The organism is Chroococcidiopsis sp. CCALA 051 (assembly GCF_003015105.1).
Lineage (GTDB): Bacteria > Cyanobacteriota > Cyanobacteriia > Cyanobacteriales > Chroococcidiopsidaceae > Chroococcidiopsis > Chroococcidiopsis thermalis.
On sequence record NZ_PYCI01000115.1, the window covers coordinates 1 to 22708 of the forward strand.

The 22708-nt window shown below is 40.2% G+C and carries 22 protein-coding genes; 7 read left to right on the forward strand and 15 right to left on the reverse strand.

The annotated features are described in order from the left end of the window. From C7Y66_RS22810 to C7Y66_RS22830, 5 genes are all read right to left on the reverse strand, one after another. Window positions 1-903: class I SAM-dependent methyltransferase (locus tag C7Y66_RS22810; RefSeq protein WP_106547359.1), on the reverse strand; the 903-nt coding region annotated here is incomplete at its 3' end. Between the two features lie 199 nt (window positions 904-1102). Beyond that, window positions 1103-2059 (reverse strand): FkbM family methyltransferase, encoded by a 957-nt coding sequence (locus C7Y66_RS22815; RefSeq protein WP_106547360.1) that lies wholly within the window; start codon window positions 2057-2059, stop codon window positions 1103-1105. Window positions 2060-2145: 86 nt separating this feature from the next. Next, complete coding sequence (locus C7Y66_RS22820; protein WP_106547361.1) at window positions 2146-3249, reverse strand: glycosyltransferase family 4 protein; 1104 nt, start codon at window positions 3247-3249, stop codon at window positions 2146-2148. Between the two features lie 89 nt (window positions 3250-3338). After that, entirely contained in the window at window positions 3339-4214 is an 876-nt protein-coding gene (locus tag C7Y66_RS22825) for a class I SAM-dependent methyltransferase (RefSeq protein ID WP_106547362.1), read from the reverse strand. Window positions 4215-4839: 625 nt separating this feature from the next. Further along, a complete protein-coding gene (locus C7Y66_RS22830) occupies window positions 4840-6450 on the reverse strand; it encodes an NB-ARC domain-containing protein (RefSeq protein WP_158265983.1) in 1611 nt (536 codons plus the stop codon). A 779-nt stretch (window positions 6451-7229) separates the two neighbouring features. Between C7Y66_RS22830 and C7Y66_RS22835 the strand changes: the two genes are divergently transcribed. After that, window positions 7230-7559: a hypothetical protein gene (locus C7Y66_RS22835; protein ID WP_015156530.1), complete on the forward strand. Its 330-nt coding sequence runs from the start codon at window positions 7230-7232 to the stop codon at window positions 7557-7559. A gap of 844 nt (window positions 7560-8403) precedes the next feature. On the opposite strand, the gene C7Y66_RS22840 is transcribed toward C7Y66_RS22835, so the two are convergent. Then, window positions 8404-9201 (reverse strand): DUF3102 domain-containing protein, encoded by a 798-nt coding sequence (locus C7Y66_RS22840; protein ID WP_106167267.1) that lies wholly within the window; start codon window positions 9199-9201, stop codon window positions 8404-8406. A 1077-nt stretch (window positions 9202-10278) separates the two neighbouring features. On the opposite strand from C7Y66_RS22840, the gene C7Y66_RS22850 reads away from it, so the two are divergent. Further along, window positions 10279-10698, forward strand: a complete 420-nt coding sequence (locus C7Y66_RS22850; RefSeq protein ID WP_106547365.1) for a cell division protein SepF — start codon at window positions 10279-10281, stop codon at window positions 10696-10698. 283 nt (window positions 10699-10981) lie between these two features. Here C7Y66_RS22850 and C7Y66_RS22855 read toward each other — a convergent pair whose 3' ends face one another. From C7Y66_RS22855 to cysE, 9 genes are all read right to left on the reverse strand, one after another. Continuing rightward, window positions 10982-11248, reverse strand: a complete 267-nt coding sequence (locus tag C7Y66_RS22855) for a hypothetical protein (RefSeq protein WP_106547366.1) — start codon at window positions 11246-11248, stop codon at window positions 10982-10984. Window positions 11249-12017: 769 nt separating this feature from the next. Next, entirely contained in the window at window positions 12018-12581 is a 564-nt protein-coding gene (locus C7Y66_RS22860; protein WP_106547367.1) for a hypothetical protein, read from the reverse strand. Window positions 12582-12586: 5 nt separating this feature from the next. Beyond that, window positions 12587-12808, reverse strand: coding sequence for a putative nitrogen fixation protein NifT (nifT, locus tag C7Y66_RS22865; RefSeq protein WP_015156525.1), 222 nt, complete (start codon window positions 12806-12808; stop codon window positions 12587-12589). Beyond that, entirely contained in the window at window positions 12805-13071 is a 267-nt protein-coding gene (locus tag C7Y66_RS22870) for a nitrogen fixation protein NifZ (protein ID WP_015156524.1), read from the reverse strand. Before C7Y66_RS22870 ends, nifT begins: the two co-directional genes overlap by 4 nt. A 35-nt stretch (window positions 13072-13106) precedes the next feature. Further along, window positions 13107-14294, reverse strand: coding sequence for a homocitrate synthase (gene nifV, locus C7Y66_RS22875; RefSeq protein ID WP_106547368.1), 1188 nt, complete (start codon window positions 14292-14294; stop codon window positions 13107-13109). Between the two features lie 336 nt (window positions 14295-14630). Continuing rightward, complete coding sequence (locus tag C7Y66_RS33510) at window positions 14631-14762, reverse strand: DUF2949 domain-containing protein (RefSeq protein WP_106547369.1); 132 nt, start codon at window positions 14760-14762, stop codon at window positions 14631-14633. Between the two features lie 9 nt (window positions 14763-14771). Beyond that, entirely contained in the window at window positions 14772-15326 is a 555-nt protein-coding gene (locus tag C7Y66_RS22885) for a Dps family protein (RefSeq protein ID WP_106547370.1), read from the reverse strand. A gap of 95 nt (window positions 15327-15421) precedes the next feature. Then, window positions 15422-15676 carry an Asr1405/Asl0597 family protein gene (locus tag C7Y66_RS22890; protein ID WP_106216733.1) on the reverse strand — a complete coding sequence of 85 codons (255 nt, stop codon included), beginning with the start codon at window positions 15674-15676 and terminating at the stop codon, window positions 15422-15424. 237 nt (window positions 15677-15913) lie between these two features. After that, window positions 15914-16603: a serine O-acetyltransferase gene (cysE, locus tag C7Y66_RS22895; RefSeq protein WP_106547371.1), complete on the reverse strand. Its 690-nt coding sequence runs from the start codon at window positions 16601-16603 to the stop codon at window positions 15914-15916. An 845-nt stretch (window positions 16604-17448) separates the two neighbouring features. Between cysE and nifB the strand changes: the two genes are divergently transcribed. The 5 genes from nifB to nifH all read left to right on the forward strand — a co-directional run bounded on the left by nifB (window position 17449) and on the right by nifH (window position 22627). Next, window positions 17449-18924 (forward strand): nitrogenase cofactor biosynthesis protein NifB, encoded by a 1476-nt coding sequence (nifB, locus tag C7Y66_RS22910; RefSeq protein WP_106547374.1) that lies wholly within the window; start codon window positions 17449-17451, stop codon window positions 18922-18924. Between the two features lie 2 nt (window positions 18925-18926). Continuing rightward, complete coding sequence (locus tag C7Y66_RS22915; RefSeq protein WP_015156518.1) at window positions 18927-19262, forward strand: 4Fe-4S binding protein; 336 nt, start codon at window positions 18927-18929, stop codon at window positions 19260-19262. A gap of 95 nt (window positions 19263-19357) precedes the next feature. After that, the gene (nifS, locus tag C7Y66_RS22920; protein ID WP_106547376.1) at window positions 19358-20581 is read left to right on the forward strand and encodes a cysteine desulfurase NifS; all 1224 of its coding nucleotides are present in this window, start codon (window positions 19358-19360) and stop codon (window positions 20579-20581) included. Window positions 20582-20659: 78 nt separating this feature from the next. After that, window positions 20660-21547 carry a Fe-S cluster assembly protein NifU gene (gene nifU, locus C7Y66_RS22925; protein WP_106547375.1) on the forward strand — a complete coding sequence of 296 codons (888 nt, stop codon included), beginning with the start codon at window positions 20660-20662 and terminating at the stop codon, window positions 21545-21547. Window positions 21548-21736: 189 nt separating this feature from the next. Further along, window positions 21737-22627, forward strand: a complete 891-nt coding sequence (nifH, locus tag C7Y66_RS22930) for a nitrogenase iron protein (RefSeq protein ID WP_015156515.1) — start codon at window positions 21737-21739, stop codon at window positions 22625-22627. The last annotated feature ends 81 nt before the right edge of the window (window positions 22628-22708 follow it).

The window sequence follows — 22708 nt, forward strand, 5'->3', positions numbered from 1 at the left end:
ACCTCCTGTATTTTTCATACATAACGGCATTCTTTGAATAAACTTATCTCGATGAAAAAGCTCTAAAAATGTATTAAAAAAAACTATTTTATAGTTGCGGTTATATTGTAAAAAGGCTCTCAGCATATAAGCCTCATTCCACGCCCTACCTTCACATATCCATTCTCTTGGATATTCAAAAGGGTAAAAAATATCATGAAAATGTATATAAACTCCTTTATTTAAAAGCGGTAATATTTCAAAGAATATATGGTTAACATCACTATCTACTTTTGATACATGAGTTGAGTCGATAAAAAGAATATCTCCTGCATTTAATTCAGAGAACTTACCGACATCCACGTTCTGAAGCTTTTTAGGGACTATTTCGATTTTATTTTTGTCTGTTTCTTTGATTAAAGATAATAATAATTGTGGGTAAGGCTCAATAAAAGTACAAGATATTGAACTATTAAATAGTAAGTCGTTAGTATCCAAAATTAAGCAAGATGAATAACCAGAACCTACTTCAATTATTTTTTTGGGCTTTGCATGATTAATCATGCAGTATAAACAAATTGCATCAGAATATGAATAGGAAATATTTTCGTAGAAATATCTTAAATTGTCCTGCCGATTGGGAGTGAAAGGTAAACTTAGATAATATTCGCTAAATTCTTCAAATAGCTCAAATTGCGCTTGTTCATTCAAATCAATTCCAGAAAATTTTTTTGTAAGGTGTTTACTAAATATTTCGTCTTCTTTAGATTTAATCTCTGTTAATGATGGAATTGGCGAGTAAAAATGACCTAGAGGAACCCAAGTTTTATATAACCCTAACTTACCTAATTCAAGAAAATTTTGTTTTAAGTAAGGAGTGTTATACAATAATTCTTTAATTGTACCTTTCAAGTTTTTTTTCATATTGAAAATAGCTTGATTTAGAAAAGTTTGTATTGTTGTAAAACAGATGAATCGAATACTTTCCGTTGCGCTCAACTCATTGCAGCACTACAACTGCTCTGGTAAAAATTTTGCTCAAGTGAAGTGAGTAGTATTTACTAAAGAGGTGAATTTGCAGCAGAAATCTTATGAGATAATCCAATAGAGTTTTAGTAGAAAGCTATTTTTTCCCCCATTCAACAACTTCTTTCAAGCCATATGTTAAACGCTGATTAATACTATTAGGTAAAAAACTTAGTACTTTACCAGTTTTTGATAATGGCTTATGTTTTTTCCAACTATCCGATCTTTCAATATTTGTCCAGTGTTCGGGCTTTTCAAGATACTTTACTGTGCTTGCTTCTATAATTCCTAAGTTTTTAAAATAATATGCTAGCTCTAGTCCATAATCAAAATATTCTAAAGCTTGGCAGATTTTTAAATACTTTATAGCTTGTTCTGGCGTAGTTTTCTTTTTTGTACCTACGAAATCATATAACCAAACGACTTCACACCATAAAGGCTGATGTTTGCCATGCTTAGACAGAGAATTATTACGACTAGCTTGATAAATTTCCATGTCAAACATTAGAAATCCTTGCGATCGCATAAATGCTTCAAGCTGTGTATATGTAGTTTCTCCGATATAGTTCTCCACAAAACCTGTCTCTGTTTCCACACAGAAAGCATTTTGCAAAACCTGATTCCCTGCTTTAAGAATCGGTAACTCTAATCCTTGCGTATCAAGCTTGATAATATCTGCTGTTAATTGTTGCTCGTTCGCTAAACTGTTGAGTGTCATACATGAGACAGTATCTGTCCCAGTTTCTCTAAATTGATAATGATGTGAAAAACGACCAAGCCAGTCATGATTTGGGCGAAGCAGAGAATAGCAGAAAGGATGATGTGTTTTGTACATTACCCGATCTCCTTGCTCTCCAGAGATAGCAAAAGGTAGGTAACGAGTTGACTTGTATGGATGAGGCTCGCGACTCAAGCGCTTGCATTCACTAGCGTTTGGCTCGAAGCCAGTATATGCTAGTAGTTGTGCTAAATCAGACCATTTTGGGTCTAGTGGACCACTACAGCCTATATCTAAAAAATTTACTTGCTGTACCTGAGTAAAAGGATTATTCATACTTGTTTGTTGACATAAAAGAATAACGAGATTGTTAGAAAACTTAAGACACTTACCTTAATTTTTTAAACATATGCTTTTTCTATTTATACTACTCCAGCAACTACAGAGTTCTGCGATTCTTTTGTAAGTAGTTCAAACCAATTTTCAAAACTATCGCTTACTATTAGTTTTTTATCTGGAGATACGACTCCTTCAGCACCTATAGATGTAGCAACAACAGGTAGCCCCGCTTCCAGCATTTCTAGAGTTTTTAGTTTAACTCCTCCTCCCTTCAAAAGTGGAACTATTCCGATCTCTGCCTTTTCAAAGAAAATAGTGGGATCTTCAACGAAACCTGTAACTGTGATCTGTTTGCCTGCAAGTGCTAAAACTTTTTTAGAAGGATTAGAGCCGACTATATAAAGTTTGAAATCTCGATCTTGCTGAAGCAGTTTTTTAAAACATTTGTCAACGAAGTTAAGAATTGCTTGCTCGTTTTCTGGTCTTTCCATAGCAGCCCAGAATAAAAGACTTTTCTTTTCTATTTTCTCCGCTCGGCGTTTCACTTGATAAACAAAGCTGCTAGCTTTTGGAGGCTTTACAATAAGCTTTTCACTACCAATTGAAAATAAAGAATTTAAAAGATCGCGATCTTTTTTAGATAATACCCACAGTTCGCTTGCATTCGAGTAAAGTTTTTGCTCGTAACGAAAGATTCTGGCTACTTCAAGATCGAAAAATGAACTTTTTACAGATTGCCTTAACCAAACTTGTGTCAATACATCATGTATACTAATGACAATTTTAGTCTGTTTTGAATCGATATATTTTTTAACTATATCTAAATAAACGGCAGCATGAGAATATTCAAAATGAATTACATCATATGTTTTTGCAATCAGAAGCTCTTGAATTTTCTTACTAATTACTCTATCAAAACGAGAAGCAAATTTTAAGGGCGCTTGATAATAGTTCAAGCAGTTTATAGCTTTTTTGAATTTAGTAAGTGGGTATGTATAAAGACTATTACCAAAATCTGTTTGTAGATCTTTAGCAACAACTATTTCTGTAGTATTAGCGATAACAATTACATCAACAAATTCATGTAAGGCAGCATACTTCGCAAGATTCATAAAAGCAATTTTTTGTCCAGCTTGAGGATACTGCGTTGTAGGAGCATGAGCTGAAATAAATAAGACTTTTGACATACCACAAATACTATTAGGTTAGGAAAACGAGTTGCAGCGAAAAAATAGCGCTGAGTAACTCTGTGTTAAAAGTACTAACAATCCAACACTTACTTTGTTAGTACTAACCACTTAGATCCTTGTAATGGGGCTACAAATTCCGATACAGGAGTCTCTGACCTTTCAATCACTACCACGAACGGATATAAGTGAAAAGACTGAATAGCATCTTGAAAATAGGTTGAGAAACTAGCAAGACCGCTACCGCTTTTAATAGGCTTATATCCAAATTCTTGTAATGCATTTAAATTATGTGTCAACCCAGATATATAGGTATGAAACTGATTTAAAGTCCCATGAATGTCTTCACATATATAAACTCCTCCTGGTCGTAAATGCGGCAATAACTCTTCTAAAGTTGCAATCTGCTGCTCTGGTTCATGTCCGCCATCATCAATTACGATATCGAGAGTAGGAACCTCACTTTTGAATCGCTTCCAGAAATTGCGATCTGTTTGATCGCCAATAAAAATTTTAATTGAATCTTTTTCGTATGCTTTACATGCTTCTTCAATATCTACACCATAAATTTGACAATTAGAACCAAAATAGTTTTTCCACATTTCTAGGCTCCCACCGCTGGCAACACCAACTTCTAGAACCTGAACTTTTTGTCCAACAAACTTAGAAAGGTGACGATGGTAAATATTAAAATAGTGCTTCCACTTAAGTATTCCTAATCCTTCAGTATGAGAATTAAAATAAGATTCTAAAGCATTGGATGGAGTATTTCCATTTTCTAAGTGAGATTGGCAATGATTCGTTGTTATAGTGCTAGACTCACCATTAATGGTAAAATTCTGCCCCCATTGAAAACCTTTTTCTGCTATTGGGGAACTAAGTATTAGAGTTTTTAGTGTCTTTATAGAAGTTTGATAAGAACGTGGTATTAACATTTTTGCTAAATGACGAATGATGCTTTTCATAAATGCAAATCTCCTAAACGATCTATCTATTTAATAATCTACTAGTTTTTAGTTAAAACGAAATCCTGATTTGTTCAGGATTGACATCAGAAAATTTAAGTTTATGTTCGGTTATATTACCGAAAAATATCAATTGTATCTTCTAACGTAGGAAATTCCGCTACATCCCGAAAAATCTTAGTTGGCAAGGCATAGGGAAAATTAAATTTTCAGTATATAGGTAATAGTGCAGCAGTGATTGAAAAAGCTTATTTCAAATGGAGAAATAGTTAAACAGCATGAAGCAAAGTAAGAGCAGTACAATCAACTATTCACGGCTGTGTAGTGGCAATTTATAACTCAGGATACAAGAGTAAAATTAAAGTAACCCTTTACAAAGGCTAATCTGGTACAATTTTTTTAGTAGAATAGTTTACATGACTACAAAAAATCAAGCTAAGAGAACAGAAACTAAGCTGTACAATAGATGGATAGATAGTGAGAGATGCCCTGAAATTAAGTTATGGGACTACTGAGAAACCTGAGTAAGGAAAAGTTAAATAAAGTGTCTTATAGAGTAATTTAGATAAATTACTCTATCACTTTTTTACCCAGATCGCTTCCCATAATTAGTTTTCTTCTCGATCTACTTATAGCTACTGAGATTTGCTTGCATTCGATGAATTAAACTAATAATATCATCGGTAGTGTCTTCTAATTTAAAAGATTCATGCTGCAATGTAGATAAAATTGTATCTAATTGTGATTCCACATTCTTTTTACTTCCAAGTTCTAGGAGTAATTGATCTAAAACCATTCTAAAGAAAATATTTGATTGAGTAGTTCTAACATAATTTTTTACTATTAATTTTAGTAATTTGGAACTTTTCAAGAGCGATATTTGCTGCGTGCGTATTTCTTGACAAATTTCTTTTAGCAGTCGAGCTGTTGTGTACTCCATTAATACTATTTGTAATGTAAATAATCCCTGATTTTTTTCAACCAAAGAGCGTCGCCTCAGAGATTCTAAAGCTTCTGCTAGCTCTAGTGACTGAACTTTTAAGCCAAAATCATTCTTCAATTTCTGAAATGAAACTGGTTCGCGCTCAATTGCTAAGCAGTACATTAACTCTTTTTCAATTGGTTGTAAGCGATTGAACTGATTGTCAAAAAAATCTTTAACATCATTAAAAACTATTATTTCCTGTTTCAGAAAGTCAGAGGCGCTACTATCAAATATGTTTTGTATAGTTGTAGAAACCATATTTAGTAATAAAGGATTGCCTCCATAAATTTGAATTATTTTTTTCAAATCACCTTCCGAACCATAAATTCCTTTACCTTTAAGGATATACTGCCCTTCTAACTCATCCAATCCTATCAATCGTAGCGATCGCGTAGGTAATTCCTCTCCCTCTCTTATCGCAACTTCCTTGGGTTTCTCTCGACTTGTTAACAATAGACAACTCTGATGATACGTTTCTCCTATGTATTTTATAAGCCGCCCGTACTCCTCATCCTCTTCTTGATAGTGCGTATCTTTTCGATCGTAATTTAAGATTGATTCAGCACCATCAAGAATTAATAAACAGGGAGACTTACGAAAATATTTCAAGAGCAATGATATTCTTCCATTTGTAGTTTCTGGTAAATCTTTTTCTTGCTGATTAGATAGAAAATAAATTATCTCTTCTAAGAGTTCTCGTATTGGTGGAGCATGACGCAACGAGCGCCAAATAATGTATTTGAAATCACTCTGAAGCTGCTGAGCTAGCTTTATAGAAAGAGTAGTTTTGCCAATACCACCCATGCCTACTAGTGCTACTAAAGGACAACGATCTTGAACAATCCACTGTTGTAATGTAGCTAATTCTTGGGTACGCCCGTAGAAAGTATGTACGTCAACTGCCTCACCCCAGTCTTGACAACTATCCATATCAAGCTGTTGGTTGTGAGAGGGGTTCGCTAGGGTTAATCTTCTCTCAAGAGCTGTTCTAAAATTCTTTTTGCTTACTTTTTCGCCTAAAGCCTCTGAAAGTATCTTCCACAATCTAGGTCCAACATCTCTTTTTAAGTACTTTTCGCTGTATCCTTCTCGGTCGGCAATCTCTTCATATGTGTATCCTTGCCAAGCACCTCTAAGTACTATTTTTTGAATATCTGTCAAATGCGTACCCTGTTTGTTAAACACAACTGTATCTGCAACGATAAATTCTCTGGTTTCAAACGTTGAGGACTGAGAGTTGATTGCATTCATCTTGTAGTTGTCTCCAAAATAGTTGAAATCTTTAGCTCTACTAGGGCAGAAATGAGCGCTCATCATTTGATAGCATTGAGTTCTATGTAATTTCTCTTAGCGTGTAATGTCGCTCTAGCACATTTTAAATTGCTTAACGGAGAGACTTTTTGGTTCTAGTAATTTCTCGTTTGCTCTTGCTATTCCGAATATAAGCTCCAAGTCTAATCTAGAAGTTTATCTGTTAGTGAATTGGAGTGTGCGATCGCATAAAACACTTACATGCAAACGAATCTTTCACAATTATTTTACTCAGAATCAATTCAAAGCTTCTCAATAGAGATGTGCAGCTGTTTGCAGTATACAAACTCAACGATTAAGATATACTCTCTCCATCATTCATGTTCTGCTCTAAGTAAACCATATTCCTTCTGGCGTGAGTCAATAAAATTCTGGTATTACTTTAGTCACTTAATCTATATCATTACTTTAATCAGCATTGCAAGATAAATAAAGTTATTTACATGACATTTTTTGAATTTTTCGGTTGTTTTGGTTAAAACCTGAAAAAATCTGATATTTATCCGAACTTTTTGGATTGTTCAAATTAATTTAAGCATTTCAAAAACAATATTTTTCCTATACTTTGGGGAATGGTTAACCGTAGAAAAATTTAGTACATATATTAAGTGACGTTTAAATCTGTAATTATTTTGGTTATTTTTAATTCTGAACAACCAGAAAAATCGCATAGGTATCAACGCAATAGCCTAATTGCAAACTGCCGTCCAAGTTTCTATATGCCAGAGGAGTTATTAAAAACTATCGAAACTCAATCTCAACGAGAACACTCTTCCCGTTCTGGCTTTGTAACCAACTTATTATTTTTTTTACTACTATCGCCGATTGGGAAGCAATTACAGAAAAATGCTAGTCTAAATCGCCGTACTATAGCCCAAGAGTTGGAACAGTCGCTGGTACTATTTCAGCAGCAGTTGCCTCTACATCAAATCAATCAGCTTGCAGCAGCCACTCAGCGATCGCAAGCTCAGATGATGACTTATTTAGTTCTATTGGGATTGCAAGCTTACCAAGCAAAAGAACGTTTGAATAAAAGTGCTGAACATTAAGTAATCAGCTTTGTTACTCCTAGTATTTTTCTATTTGAAAGTATGGTATACCAACTGACTTGGTATACCTTTTTTTTATCTATAAAAACCTTTAGAAAGTTATTAACTACAAATGCCGCAGCCAAGCTGGTACAACTATCGAAAGCGGATAGATGCAGAAGGGAATTGCGCAACCTTCTCGCCAAAACTAAGCTGACGTATGAGCCTTTATTGCAAATCAAATTGCTAGTTCACTTCTCGTGAATGCCCAATCTCCGATTGAATTAGCACTATCAAGCCGATCGATTAATATTCTTTTGTCTATTCCAATTGCTCGCCTTGGCTCTCAGAACAAAGAATATGAGAGATAAAGATAGAAATTGCCGCGATCGCTCGGCGAGAATTGTTAAATAATGATCTTTTTATGGTGTTGCAATTTTGACTGCGATCGGTGTATAATAACAGCGAAAGGACGTGATAGAGTAAAAAAGAATCTATTTAGTTAGTAGATGCTTTTTGATTTGAGGTGTTTGAATGCTCAAAGTGTAACTTTTTGTAACGTTGAAGAACCTTAAATGTTAAAATTAGGGGGCTTCATGCAGACACCACTATGTTGGCAAAAGGTTCTGATTAGCAAGCAGAGATAAGAGATTTTATATCATTCCAAGTACTGCCGAGCAGTCGAAAACAAGCTTATAAAAGGCAGTAGCAAGCTTGAGCAGAAGATCGCCTCTAGTGCTTTTTGGCATAACTCAAAATAGTGAGAGAATTCCAGAACGTAGGAATTTCATAGTTTCGTTCTTAGTGAAGCTGTCGAAGCTGTCGAAGTTTCATCCAGCGAGCGCTTTCTGAGCTGAAAAAGTGTTCATTTTTTAATTGTCTCTAAAATCTTCTCTACTGACCAGTGCTTTGCTATTGCTCTCACCAAAGCAGTTGCTTCTTCTTCTCTAAGAGACTCTACACTCTTAATCAAGGCTCTACAGTCGTCGCTAATCCTAATCGAGATAGGATTGGTCGATGGCAGGTTTTCGGCAGACACTTTTTGACTTCCCAAAACATCTCGATCGATAACTACAGCTAATACATCAACTGTTTGAGAATCTGGTAAACTTTCATGAAATGCTTCAACTGATGTAATTAACTTTGCTTGAAGAGAATCTACTTCATGCTTGTTTACATCTGAAGTAACATTACAAGTAGAATTTTTAAGTTTTTTCAATTCCTGATGTTGACTAATAATGCTTCTAGCTTTAGAGTAAGTGATGTGTTCGCCCTTTTTAGCAAGTTCTAACGCCTCCTGGCGAGCGCTTTCAGAAGTAGAAGGAGCAGCTAGAAGATATAGAGCGGAGCTAGCAATAAATAAATCGGCAAATTTTGCCGATTTAAAAACTTCCGCCACCCTCATAAAGTTTCTTGCGGTTCGTTCCTTCCAACCAAATTCAGTTATTAGCCAATTGCTAAAATGCCCAAACCCAAGATATTGCTTGACTTCGATCAGCTTTTCACCTATTTCAATAATATCTTGTGTCGTTCTACGCATCATTCTTTTGATTTCACAAGTATGCTTTTGGACAGCAATTTGTGCTTCCATGTCAAGAGCTGCATAATCAAAGCTTTGCTGTTTAGATTGATTCCCATTATCAATATGATAGAGATTTTCCACGTTCCATCTTCCTCACAACTTTTGAAGATTTCTCGGCATCAATCGATTCTGCATAAGAGGCTGTGTCTAGATAATTATGAAGCTACAGTAGGAGCTGCGTTCTACAAGTAGCGTGTAAGCCTTTCTTAAACAGCCGGATTGATTCCAGTAAGCAAAAGCCTGCTACACCCTCTAGGATCTTAGTAAAACACGAAAATCACCTTGTGAACGGTAATTTAACCTCCATTCTCTACGAATAAGCTAGCTGTGTGCGCAATTGAGCTTTTTAATGGCAGCTACTACAAGTTAACTTCATACCGCTTTGCATCACTTAGAGTACTGGCATATACTTTGCAAGTCATATTGCTGAAGTAGTTTACATCATATATATCAATCTGATTTTGCTATTTGATTACCTTGAATCGACTTGTCTTGAGAGACACTCTTGATAGCCCAGTAAGTTGCGTTAAAAATTGTTTAGTCGAATATTAAACAAGTCTTTAACACACCGCACGATGCTACTTAAATTACCATAATACACTAATTATTTTGGTAATTTACATGACTATTTCTAGGGTGAGCGATCGCAGCAGTCAGAATGTTGAATCTGCACGATTTGCGTCAGATTGGGAAATTGCCGATCTAGCGATAGGATTTGATTGGTATATATTATTTAACTAATTTAACTAATCGATCGTCTACTCTACTAGCAACTTTTGTTCCTCTATTAGAGCCACTCAGTGTTTTAGGAAACGATTTCGGTTTCTATTACCATTTCTACAAGCAGGTAGTATGTCGCCCATCATTTTACACCGACAAAATACCAACAAAATCACTAACAATTAAAAATCTATCTCAAGAAGGAGGCAAACAAAGATTTAGTATATGGATATACGCTGTTGACAAACAAAGCTCTTTTGACGAGAAGGCTGCTGATTCCCGAACTTTTCCGACCTTTATTGGATTGACAAACAAAGGCAAAAACACTGAGTTGACAAGGTTTTCATTTAGCCAGAGCATAGAGATCAAGGTACTAAAAATCGTACTTAAAGCTCTTCACCAGCCCCAATTAGAAAAAACAGAGGATGAGTAAGCGTGATGATGCATCAGCTAGAGATATCCGAACTAGAAGAGGAATTGTCCCAACAGAATTATGGAAAATTAAGAGCTGCTTTTCCTGCAAGTGTAGTGCGGCAGAGGGAAAGAAGAGCGGCTGACTTGCCAGCAAACAAACATAGGAGTCTACCCCAACTAGAACAGAAGACACCACAAGTGGTAGTCATGCAGCTACAGTCTTTTGAACAAGTGACGCAAGCCGTCGAAATTCTGTGGCAAGGTCAACCGCTAGTCTTAAATGTTGTACAGATGGATGCAGAGATAGCACAACGAGCAGTAGACTTTGTTGCTGGAGCAACTTATGCACTAGAAGGACAGCAACAATATCTAGCGGCAGGGATATTTCTGTTCGCACCGAACGGCGTGCAGTTAGCGAACGCTATTGATGAAACATACTTATAAAGTCGTGCGTTTTAGCACCTCTTGCTGTAAAAAATAGTGATGCATAATTGCGATCGCAATTGTTAGCACCAATTCTGATTTAGAGCAATCTATCCGATCGTTCCTGTTCTAGGAGTTAGCGGTTCGTGCAGCTTAAAGATATCCGTGAATGTCTTGCCAATCCCCCACCATTTTATCCTTGCCAAGAAAAAGCACTGTGAAACACAGTGCCGATATAATTACGGGAGCAGATGGCGCGAAATTGGTATCTTAGCTCGATCGCGCGATCTTCAGATCGCTACTATTAGTGAGGCTTGCCTTCCGCTAACTGGGGAAAATACCACCCACAGAAAGTGATGAATTCATCTAACGCAGCAGGCTCTAAACCTTGGCTATGCAGGTAGAAAATCCAATCTATTAACTCAAGCCAGTTGAGCGTTCTCTTCAAATCGACTTCGTAAGTCCACTGAACATGACGTAGGGCTTTGGCACGTTTGCGATATTTCCAATACTTCATGACAGGTGATTTTTTGGGAGAGTCAAATATTGCCTGCGCGTAAATCACTGTCATAACAGCCTCGTTCGTAATATATACACCTTAATAGTCGATTGAGCTTTCTTTGTTCTAATTCTGGAACAGCTAGCGATAATGCATCGCAAGCTAAGCACAAACTTACTCTAGTTCTTATATCAGTTTACTCAATTTAGTTAATTAACGATCTGTATATTACAGAATTTTAAAAACTATGTAAATATATTTATGCAACATAGAACAATCATGTCTATATGAGAAAAAAGATAATCCACAAACAGAGGTGGTGGCGATTGGATTAAGCGATCGCCCCAAGAAGTTTTCTTCGGGTTGAGATAACCTTTTTCTCTGGGCTATTTCAATCAAACTGACATTTCATAAAAAAGTAAACAGCCCGCACCATCACGGGCTGACACGCGGCAGAGAAGGTTTAAAACTTTTGACCGATCTAACCCACACAAGGAATGGATATAAATGCCTTGAGTAGATACGAAAGGTAGATCTAAGCGTTAATCTTTTGCTCGTTTTTTAGTTAAAAAATAGCGGCAATTCACAGCTATAACGTATAGCAATGAAGCTTTGTAGACAATTTGATTATATTTTTAGAAAAAGATTGAATGATAAAATTTAGAACTGAAACTTACTCATAGGCGAACTTTAGCAAATACATAGCAAATTGATAAAAACTTAACTTAATTTAGATAAATACAATATTTTCAGACTTAATAGAGTTTGTCGATACAGAAAAGTTCAGGTGTTGGACATCGACTCGGCAATTGATGACTTAGCACAGAACTGGATGAAAGCGTTATGCGAAATGCTCGTTCACCCGCTCTAACAGCGCGGCGATCGCGGCTTCAGGAGTCATGTTGTTTAAGCTGAGGTTGTCAGGTTTTAAGATGAGATTTGGAGCCTGAGAACAGCGTTTCAAACAGCCTGTTGTTTGAATAGTAACGCGATCGCCTAAACCGCGATCGCGCAACACCCCTTGTAGAACGGACACCAATTTGCTGCCACCTTTTTTCAGACAACCCGACTTATAACAAGCAACAATCTTCACTTTGTCATTTTCTGGTTGGCGATCGGAGTCATTATCTGGGTTTGCTGTCAGCTTGTGAATGCGATCGGCTTTCAATTTAAATTCGCCTGTCTCGTACTTGAACTTTTGCTCCCCAAAGACTTCAATCCGATCGCCAGGTTTTAAGGTCAATCCAAGCCTAAAACGGGACTGTTTGGCGATTTTAATCCTCAACTGTCCGGTTGCAACCTCTAGTTGCAAGTATTTAGGTGTACTGTCTCGATCGACAGTAAAACCTAAAAATTTCCCTTCTACATGAAATGCCAACAGGCGATCGTGTTTAAGCTTGCTCATATCCCCTACTCCTTGTGAGTACGCTTGCAGAGCCTTTTAGCCTCTACAGTCTGCGGTAATTTCATGGGTTCCGGTAAGTTTGGGATTGCTAGTTCCCAACCGTTAGCTAAGGTAAAAATTTTACCCTCAGATCCTTCTGTTTGGTTTACTACTTCTTCCTCAAGATCTTTTTTGGCAACATAAATTACCAAATGTCCGGTAGCATTTTGACGCAACATGACTTTCATTTGATTTCCTCAACTGCTTCTAGTTCTTTTTTGCGACAACCAACGATAAAACCTTTTTCGATAAAATGCACGGCGTAGATATAGGAATTTTGCAAAAACGTACCAATACTGACGATGTAGCCGATCTCTCCCTTTTTCGCTAGTGTTGCGCCAATTTCTTGCCCTGGATACGTACCATCGTTGCGGATTAGCTTGCGAGTTTTTACTTTTGAGCCAATTTCAAAAGCTGGTGGCAAGTCTAGCTCTAATTCATCTGATTGCATGGGATTACCTCTGAGATAGGATTGTACGGTTTCACTTAAGGTTCATACAAATAGGCAGTAGAGGAGCAGAGGGGCAGAGCGGCAGAGGAGGGATTATTTGTTTTTTTCATGTGATGAAATGGAACTAGATTCATTAGTTCTTGCAGATCGAGGCTGCGCTTGTTTTGTACCGATTGCTGCCGTACTGCATCTAAGATGGATTGGGTTTCATCTGTGTTTAAACTAATGCCCTGCTGCTGTAGCAAATTAGATACTAAGTGCCTACCTGAGTGCTTGCCTACGACTAAACGCCGCTCCCACCCCACTTCTTCGGGAGCGAATGGCTCGTAAGTCACGGGATTTTGCAAAACGCCATGAGCGTGAATACCAGATTCATGAGCAAAAGTATTTTCACCCACGATCGCCTTCCAAGGAGGTACTTTGCAACCCGATGCGGTTGCTACCAGTCGGGACAGTTCTAATAACCGCGTCGTGTCAATCCCCAAATCGATCCCTTGAAGGCGTTTGAGTGCCATGACGACTTCTTCTAAAGCCGCATTGCCAGCTCTTTCCCCCAAACCATTCACTGTTGTATTTACCGATAAGGCTCCCGCTTGCAGTCCAGCTAAAGCATTTGCCGTTGCCAAGCCAAAGTCATTATGGGTGTGCATTTCTACAGGCATCGATAAATACATCACCAATTGCTTGACTTTGGTGTATGTAGTAAAAGGGTCGAGAATTCCTACAGTGTCGCAAAAGCGAAACCTTGATGCGCCCCACTCTTGAGCGTAAAGGGCGACATCCAAAAGGAAATTTTCATCAGCTCTAGAGGAATCTTCACCCCCGACTGCTACCCAAAGATTGCGATCGCGGGCGAAAGTAATCGCATCTTTGAGTTTTTGCAACATTACGCGCCACTGTCCGTGAAACTTGGCAGCAATTTGAATCTCAGAAACGGGAATGGATATATGTACTCGCTGCAAACCACAGGCGATAGAAGCCTGAAGATCTGAAATTGTGGCGCGGTTCCAACCTAAAAGTTTAGCTGACAAACCCAACTCAGAAATTGCCGCGATCGCTTTAGTTTCAACTTCCCCCATTGCGGGGATACCAACTTCTAATTCACTTACACCAATCGCGTCTAGAAATTTGGCGATCGCTATTTTTTCCTCAATTGTGAAAGCAACACCCGCCGCCTGTTCTCCATCTCGTAGTGTCGTGTCATTAATCGCGATCGGATTCATAGCACAATAGCCCTCGTAGCATTTAGGTTTTCGCTCTTGAGTTTCAGATTTCAATCTCAGATGCGTGTCAATACTTTTCGGTTAAGGCAAGATCCCCCCTAGCCCCCCTTGAAAAGGGGGGGGACTTCTGCCCCCTTTTTAAGGGGGTTGAGGGATCGCCAAGATTTTTGCATTGACGCTTCCAAGATGTATCAAAGTGTGTGTAGCCGTTCAAAATGGTAGGATGCTAGCAAAATTTACTTCATCGATCGCAATAACAAATAGCCGAAACAGCCATTCACAATTGCAGGAACAACTATCAAACTGAGGATAGCAACTAAGACTGTAAACATAATGTTACCCATTAAGAGTAATGTGAGTTTTGTTCTCTATCCAAGCAAAAATTCGTGCTAATCGATCTATGGAAATCAAACCGTATTGCCAAAGAATCATAGGTAGGGGAGCATAATCTAACTCATGGTGATGCAAGCATTACATCTATGTCCTATTCGCAGGTTGAACAAAAGTCAAAGTTAGGCTATCTTCTGCTAAGAAATGAGCGAGATGAAAGGCACGTTCTTCAGTCTTCAATAAAATTTGCTCGTACAAATAGCGAGTAGCGCGATCGCCTACACTTTCTGCTTGAGCAGCTTGACGACGAATGAGCTCGATCGCTGCTTGTTCGGCTTGCAGATCGTTTTCTACCATTTGGCGACAGGAAAAAATTCCATCTGCTTCTGGCGTAAAACAGCACAATTCTGCGAGTTTAGTAAAGCTAGCTGCTGGTACGCCGCCTAGTCCATCCAAGCGTTCGCCAACGTCGTGTACGTGTGCTTGAACTTGTTCGTAACTCTCGCTGAAATACTGGTGCAGCATATAAAATTCTGCACCTTCAACGACAAAGTGATGCTTTTGATATTGTAAATAAAGAGCTTGAAAACTTGCTAGGATAATATTTAATCCTTCACAAACGGGAACGGTAACTTCATGCCCTAAACCAATGGGGTTATCTAGCACTTCTCCGAAATTACGTAATACAGTTGCTTGTGTCATTAATTTTCTCCTTTTGATTTTGGTAATTGGTAAGTCAAAAGTCAAAAGTGAAAAGTTAAAACAGTACTCACAAATGACAAATGACAAATGACAAACTAAGAAAAAATGTCTGCTGTCCAGCAGCGTTCTAACCAATCGAGTAATTCTTGGCGAGTGGCTAAGAAATGCTGTACGGTACTGCGGACGAGAAAGGCAGCGATCGCACTATTAACTTCAACCACTAAAGAACCATCCGCAGGACAACAACAGGGGATACTTAACTCTTGTAAGCGGTGGTAAATTCGCCAGCGATCGCTGACGGGTATTTCGACAATTTGAACATTTGGATCGGAACTGGTGGGCTTAAACATAAGCAAGATGTCCTGTTTAAAAGTTTTCTCAATAATTAATTACGGGATATATAGCAATCCTATTTGATTCACGAACGTGGAGCAGGCTAGAAGCCTGCTTTACAAATAATTTAGAACTGCTATAGCAGTCTTAAATTATTAGATTTGGTTTGAAAATCGGGAGTCGGGAGTCGGGAATCGGGAGCCGGGAAGAGTGTATTTTGATTCTTCCGTCTCCTATTTTTTGACTTTTGACTTTTAACTTTTGACTTTTAATTGTTGTTCGAGTTTTTCGATCCGTTCTAATAAAGAACGAATGATGCTTGCTTCTATATCAGGTAGTTTTGCGTGTTCTAGGGGACAGTCACGCACACCTTTATGACAAATATTGCGCCCAGGAACTCCTACCGCAGTGCAGTCTGAGGGAACATCTCGCAAGATAATTGAACCTGCACCAATGCGGACGCGATCGCCAATTTGAATATTGCCTAAAACTTTCGCACCTGCACCCACGACTACGTTTTTGCCCAAGGTAGGATGGCGTTTACCAGTTTCTTTCCCTGTCCCGCCAAGGGTGACACCTTGATAGATCAGTGCGTAGTCTCCGACGATCGCAGTCTCTCCAATGACTACACCCATGCCGTGATCGATAAACACGCCTTGCCCGATCTGTGCGCCTGGGTGAATTTCAATTCCCGTTAAAAATCGTCCTAGATGAGAAATCAAGCGGGGAACAAACGCAACTCCATGACAATGCAACCAGTGCGCGAGACGATGCAGTACCATTGCATGAAAGCCAGGGTAGCAACAAAGTACCTCGAACCAATTACGTGCTGCCGGATCGCGATCGAAGATAATCTGAAAATCTGTCAATAATGGCTGCAAAAATGACAAACGCAATTGTTTGTCCGTCTTTTGGGTTGTAAAGGTATTGGAGATCTGTTGCATCGGACTTGATGGGGTGGAGGAGCCGTGTGTTATCTCTGCTTATATCAGGCAGCTCTACCCGCAGCTATGCAGCCGATGTCGATTGGATTTATTGGATATATTAATTTGTACTCAATTAATCTAAACCCCAACTCAATTGGGATTTGCAAGCTAAAAAAAAGTTTTTTTGGAGTTGGGGTACTAGTATTTTTAAGTTAGGGGTACTAGTATTGATCGGGGTAGGGAGTCAGTATTTGTGTACTCAAAACTAAACTCTTAACCCAACAGGATTTAACGGCATTTTTATAACTGTTTTTTGGATATATTAACTTGTACTCATCTGCGATCGAGGGTTTGTAAGCTAAATTGCGATCGCTATCTAAATAATTAAAATAATCTTGATTTAGTTTGTTCGGCAAAAAAAGTGATATTTTAGATACAGAATTGAATTCCGTGAAGTCACTGGGTTAGTTCTAAATTGACTACTCTGGTTCTTTACCCTCGAATTGCCTAAGTAGATGGCGCTTTGGGGGGCGATCGCATACGATTTGAGTACAGAACGAAAAAAAGCAAAAAGCAACTCAAATCGCATTCAAATCCTTACTGTGCTTAAGTTTAAAGCGAGTACAGAAATACTTGAACCCCTTCACCATAAATACTCGTACCTCAGTCAAAAAATACTAGCACCCATACCCAAAAACTTTTTTTAAAAGCTGCTAAAACCTTGGTATTTAAAAGCTGCAATTTTTGAGTACAAGTTTAATCAATTCAATAAATTCTATCCCGAACCACGGCAACAGCATCTTTTAAGGCGGCTGCTATAAAACCTATATCGCTAAACACCTGATGCACCAACAAAAACTTCAATGACACCACCACCTACCGGACTCCTAACCCCCACCGCAGCACCAGCAAAAACTAAAACTAAATCTGGCAGTTGTGGTTGTAGCAGTAAAACCGATGCCGCACCTAGTTTAGATGAAAAAATGAAGGCGCGGATCGAGAAGCATCCTTGCTATAGCGAAGAAGCGCACCACCACTACGCTAGGATGCACGTTGCAGTAGCACCAGCTTGTAATATCCAGTGCAACTATTGCAACAGGAAATATGACTGTGCGAATGAAAGCCGTCCTGGTGTTGTCAGCGAGTTATTAACACCGGAAGAAGCAGCGCACAAAGTCTTGGTAATTGCAGGTAAGATTCCTCAGATGACCGTGTTGGGAATTGCGGGACCTGGAGATCCGTTAGCGAATCCAGAAAAGACTTTTCGCACCTTTGAGTTGATTGCAGACAAAGCACCAGATATCAAACTTTGCTTGTCAACCAATGGTTTGATGCTGCCCGATTACGTCGATCGCATTAAACAACTAAATGTCGATCACGTCACTATTACTATTAATATGGTTGACCCGAAGGTTGGCGAAAAGATTTATCCTTGGGTTCACTACAGACGCAAGCGCTACAGAGGGATTGAAGGAGTCAAGATTCTGCACGAACGGCAGATGGAAGGATTGCAAGCCCTCAGAGAAGCCGATATTCTGTGCAAAGTGAATTCGGTCATGATTCCAGGAGTCAATGACGAACATTTAGCCGAAGTCGATGAAGTTATTCGTGCTAACGGGGCATTTCTCCACAATATCATGCCCCTGATCTCTGCCCCAGAACACGGTACTCACTTCGGTTTAACGGGTCAACGCGGACCCACACCCAAAGAACTGAAGTCATTACAGGATAAGTGTTCTGGCAACATGAAAATGATGCGCCATTGTCGTCAGTGTCGCGCCGATGCAGTGGGATTGTTAGGCGAAGACCGCAGCCAGGAATTTACTAAAGAGAAATTCATGGAAATGACTCCAGAGTATAACTTGGAGACACGCCAAGAAGTTCACGCCGGAATTGAGAAGTCTAAGGCAGAAATCAAAGCTGTCAAAGAAAAAGCAGTAGAGACATTACATGCTGTAGAGACGTTACATGTAACGTCTTTACAGGACAGTCCCAAAATCTTAGTTGCAGTTGCTACCAAAGGCGGCGGTTTGGTTAACCAGCACTTCGGTCATGCCAAAGAATTCCAAGTTTTTGAAGTGGATGCTAATGAAGCCAAATTTGTCGGACATCGCAAAATCGACCACTATTGCCAAAGTGGATATGGTGAGGAAGCAACTCTAGACCACATTATCAAAGCGATCGCTGATTGCAAAGCGGTATTGGTTTCTAAGATCGGTCATTGTCCTCAAGAAGAATTGCAAAAAGCTGGAATCCAGGCTGTTGAAGCTTACGACGTGATTGAGAAAGTTGCAAGTGAATTTTACGCGCAATATCTGCAAAATCAGCAAGGAGAATAGTCATGGCTTACAAAATTACCAGCCAATGTATTTCCTGCAACCGTTGTCTTTCTGTCTGCCCCACGGATGCTATCAAAGTCACTGACGGCAAGCACTGGATCGATCCCACACTTTGTACAAACTGCGTTGGCAGTGCTTATAGCGTACCTCAATGCGCTGCTGGTTGTCCCACATATGACGGTTGTATTCCACAACCTAGCGATTATTGGGAATCGTGGTTTACTACCTACAACCGCTTGGTTGGTAAGTTAACCAAGAAACAAGACTATTGGGAACGCTGGTTTGATACTTACTCCGAAAAATTCTCCGATCTGAAATTGACTACGCTTCATAACTAATGCACGGGCGGGTTGAACCGCAAGATTGTTGGTTCTGGTATAGGTATTCGCGAACAAACCCGCCCCTACAATCCCCTACTCCCTACTCCCTAATCATGCAAACTTGCATTTACCTGGACAATAACGCCACCACTAAGGTAGACCCAGAAGTTGTAGAAGCAATGCTGCCTTACCTCAGCGAAACTTACGGCAATCCCTCCAGTATGCATACTTTCGGCGGGCAAGTCGGCAAAGCGGTAAAACAAGCACGGCAACAAGTTGCAGCCCTAATTGGGGCAGATGATTCAGAAATTATCTTTACGAGTTGCGGTACGGAAGGAGATAACGCTGCTATTCGCGCCGCCTTGCAAGCACAACCAGACAAGCGGCATATCGTTACAACTCAGGTAGAACACCCAGCAGTGCTGAATGTCTGCAAGCAGTTGGAAACTCAAGGTTATTCCGTTACCTATCTTTCCGTAAATCGCCAAGGACAAATCGATTTAGATGAATTGGCAGCATCAATGACGGGTAATACAGCCCTTGTCTCAATTATGTATGCCAACAACGAAACAGGTGTGGTATTTCCCATCGAACAGATTGGATTGCGAGTCAAAGAGTATGGCGCTCTCTTCCACGTAGATGCAGTGCAAGCAGTAGGGAAAATTCCCCTGAATATGAAGACTAGCACTGTAGATCTATTAACTCTGTCCGGTCACAAGTTACACGCACCCAAGGGTATTGGCGCTTTGTACGTGCGACGTGGCGTAAGATTCCGCCCCCTATTGCTGGGAGGGCATCAAGAACGGGGACGCAGAGCAGGAACGGAAAATGTACCAGGGATCGTTGCCTTGGGTAAAGCTGCCGAAATCGAACTCGCACATTTAGCCACCACAACCAAGAAACAAAAGCAACTGCGCGATCGCCTAGAAAAAACTCTACTCGAAACAATTCCCGACTGTGAAGTCAATGGCGATGTCTTCGACGGCAAGCTACGCAAAAACAGATTGCCCAACACTACCAACATCGGCTTTAAGTATATCGAAGGTGAAGCCATTCTCTTATCCCTGAACCAATTTGGTATTTGTGCCTCATCCGGTTCTGCCTGCACTTCTGGTTCTTTAGAACCATCCCACGTATTGCGATCGATGGGCTTACCCTACACGATTTTGCACGGTTCGATCCGGTTTAGCCTTTCCCGTTACACCACAGATGCCGAGATCGACACGGTTTTAGCAGTAATGCCAGGTATTGTAGAACGCCTCCGCGCCCTCTCACCCTTCAACAACGACCAAGCCGATTGGCTGCAAGGTCGAGAAGAAGCACTGGTGAACGGATAAGTCAAAAGTCAAAAGTCAAAAGTCAAAACACGCACCACGCACCACCCAACTACCAACTACCAACTACCAATAAGTACCATGTGGGACTATACAGACAAAGTGATGGAACTCTTCTACAATCCTAAAAACCAGGGATTGCTAGAAGACGATCGCGAACCAGGAATAGCAGTTGTATTTGGCGAAGTGGGCAGTATTGCTTGTGGAGATGCCCTGAGACTGCACCTCAAGATTGAAGTCGATAGCGATAAAATTCTGGATTCGCGCTTTCAAACTTTTGGCTGCACCAGCGCGATCGCATCTTCTTCCGCTTTGACTGAGTTAATTAAGGGTTTAACCTTAGATGAAGCGCTCAAAGTCACTAACAAGGAAATTGCAGACTTCCTGGGCGGATTGCCAGAAGCTAAGATGCATTGTTCGGTGATGGGGCAGGAAGCGCTAGAAGCAGCGATTTATAAATACCGAGGTATTCCACTAGCCGTCCACGAAGAAGATGAAGGGGCATTGGTTTGCAGTTGTTTTGGGATTAGCGAGTCCAAGATTCGCCGCATCATTCGAGAAAACAACCTCACTACTGCCGAACAGGTAACAAGCTATGTAAAGGCAGGTGGCGGGTGCGGTTCTTGTCTGGCGGATATCGATGACCTGATCGCTGCCGTGCAACGGGAACCAGTTGTAGGCGTACAAATTGCTACAGGGATTGCAGCAACGAAAGAGCAACCGCAACGTCCGCTGACAAACGTGCAAAAAATTGCCTTGATTCAAAAAGTTTTGGATGAAGAAGTTAGACCCCTGCTAATCGCTGATGGGGGAGATGTGGAACTGTACGACTTAGATGGCGATCGCGTCCAAGTATTGCTGCAAGGTGCGTGCGGTTCTTGCTCTAGCAGTACGGCAACCCTCAAAGTTGCGATTGAAGCAAAGTTACAAGAGCGCGTCAACCAAAACTTGTTAGTAGAAGCAGTTTAGCAGTTACAAAGCATAAATAGGCGTAATTAGCAATATCTATGCAAGATTTCTCTGTTCCAGTTCCTAAAGTTTTAGCAGTTGAGCGATCGCCCCCAGCGATGTTCGAGCTAAGCGATCGCGGATAAATAGGCGATCGTCGCTACACAACCCAGACCAACAACCACTAACTAAATTTCAGGAGAAACAACCATGACTGACAACATTAGACAGATTGCATTCTACGGTAAAGGCGGGATCGGTAAATCCACCACTTCTCAAAATACGATCGCAGGTTTGGCTGAATTAGGCGAACGGATTATGATCGTAGGCTGCGACCCCAAAGCAGACTCCACTCGCTTGATGTTGCACAGTAAAGCCCAAACCACCATTCTACACCTAGCTGCCGAACGGGGCGCAGTAGAAGACCTAGAACTAGAAGAAGTTCTACTCACAGGTTACAAAGATGTCCGCTGCGTAGAATCTGGCGGTCCCGAACCAGGTGTAGGCTGCGCGGGTCGTGGTATCATCACCGCGATCAACTTCCTAGAAGAAAACGGAGCCTACGAAGACCTCGACTTTGTTTCTTACGACGTATTAGGCGACGTAGTTTGTGGCGGTTTTGCTATGCCAATCCGCGAAGGTAAGGCACAAGAAATTTACATCGTCACCTCTGGTGAAATGATGGCGATGTATGCTGCCAACAACATTGCACGAGGCATTCTCAAGTACGCTCACTCTGGTGGTGTACGCTTGGGTGGTTTAATCTGCAACAGCCGCAAAGTTGACCAAGAAATCGAACTGATCGAAACTTTAGCAGCTCGGCTCAACACCCAAATGATCCACTTCGTACCACGCGACAACGTTGTACAACACGCAGAACTGCGCCGCATGACTGTAATTGAGTACGCACCCAATTGCAACCAAGCCAACGAGTATCGCGCCCTTGCCAAGAAGATCAAAGAAAACGACAAGCTCACCATTCCCACCCCAATTTCGATGGACGAATTGGAAGAGTTACTCGTCGAATTCGGTATCCTGGGCGACGACAAAGAATACGAGCATCTCGTTGGCAAAACTGCGGAAGAAGTTGCAGCCGTCTAATTCAGACTCAGGGGACAAGGGAGACAAGAGAGACAAGGGAGACAAGGAGGACAAGGGGAATTTAACTACTATCTTCTTCCC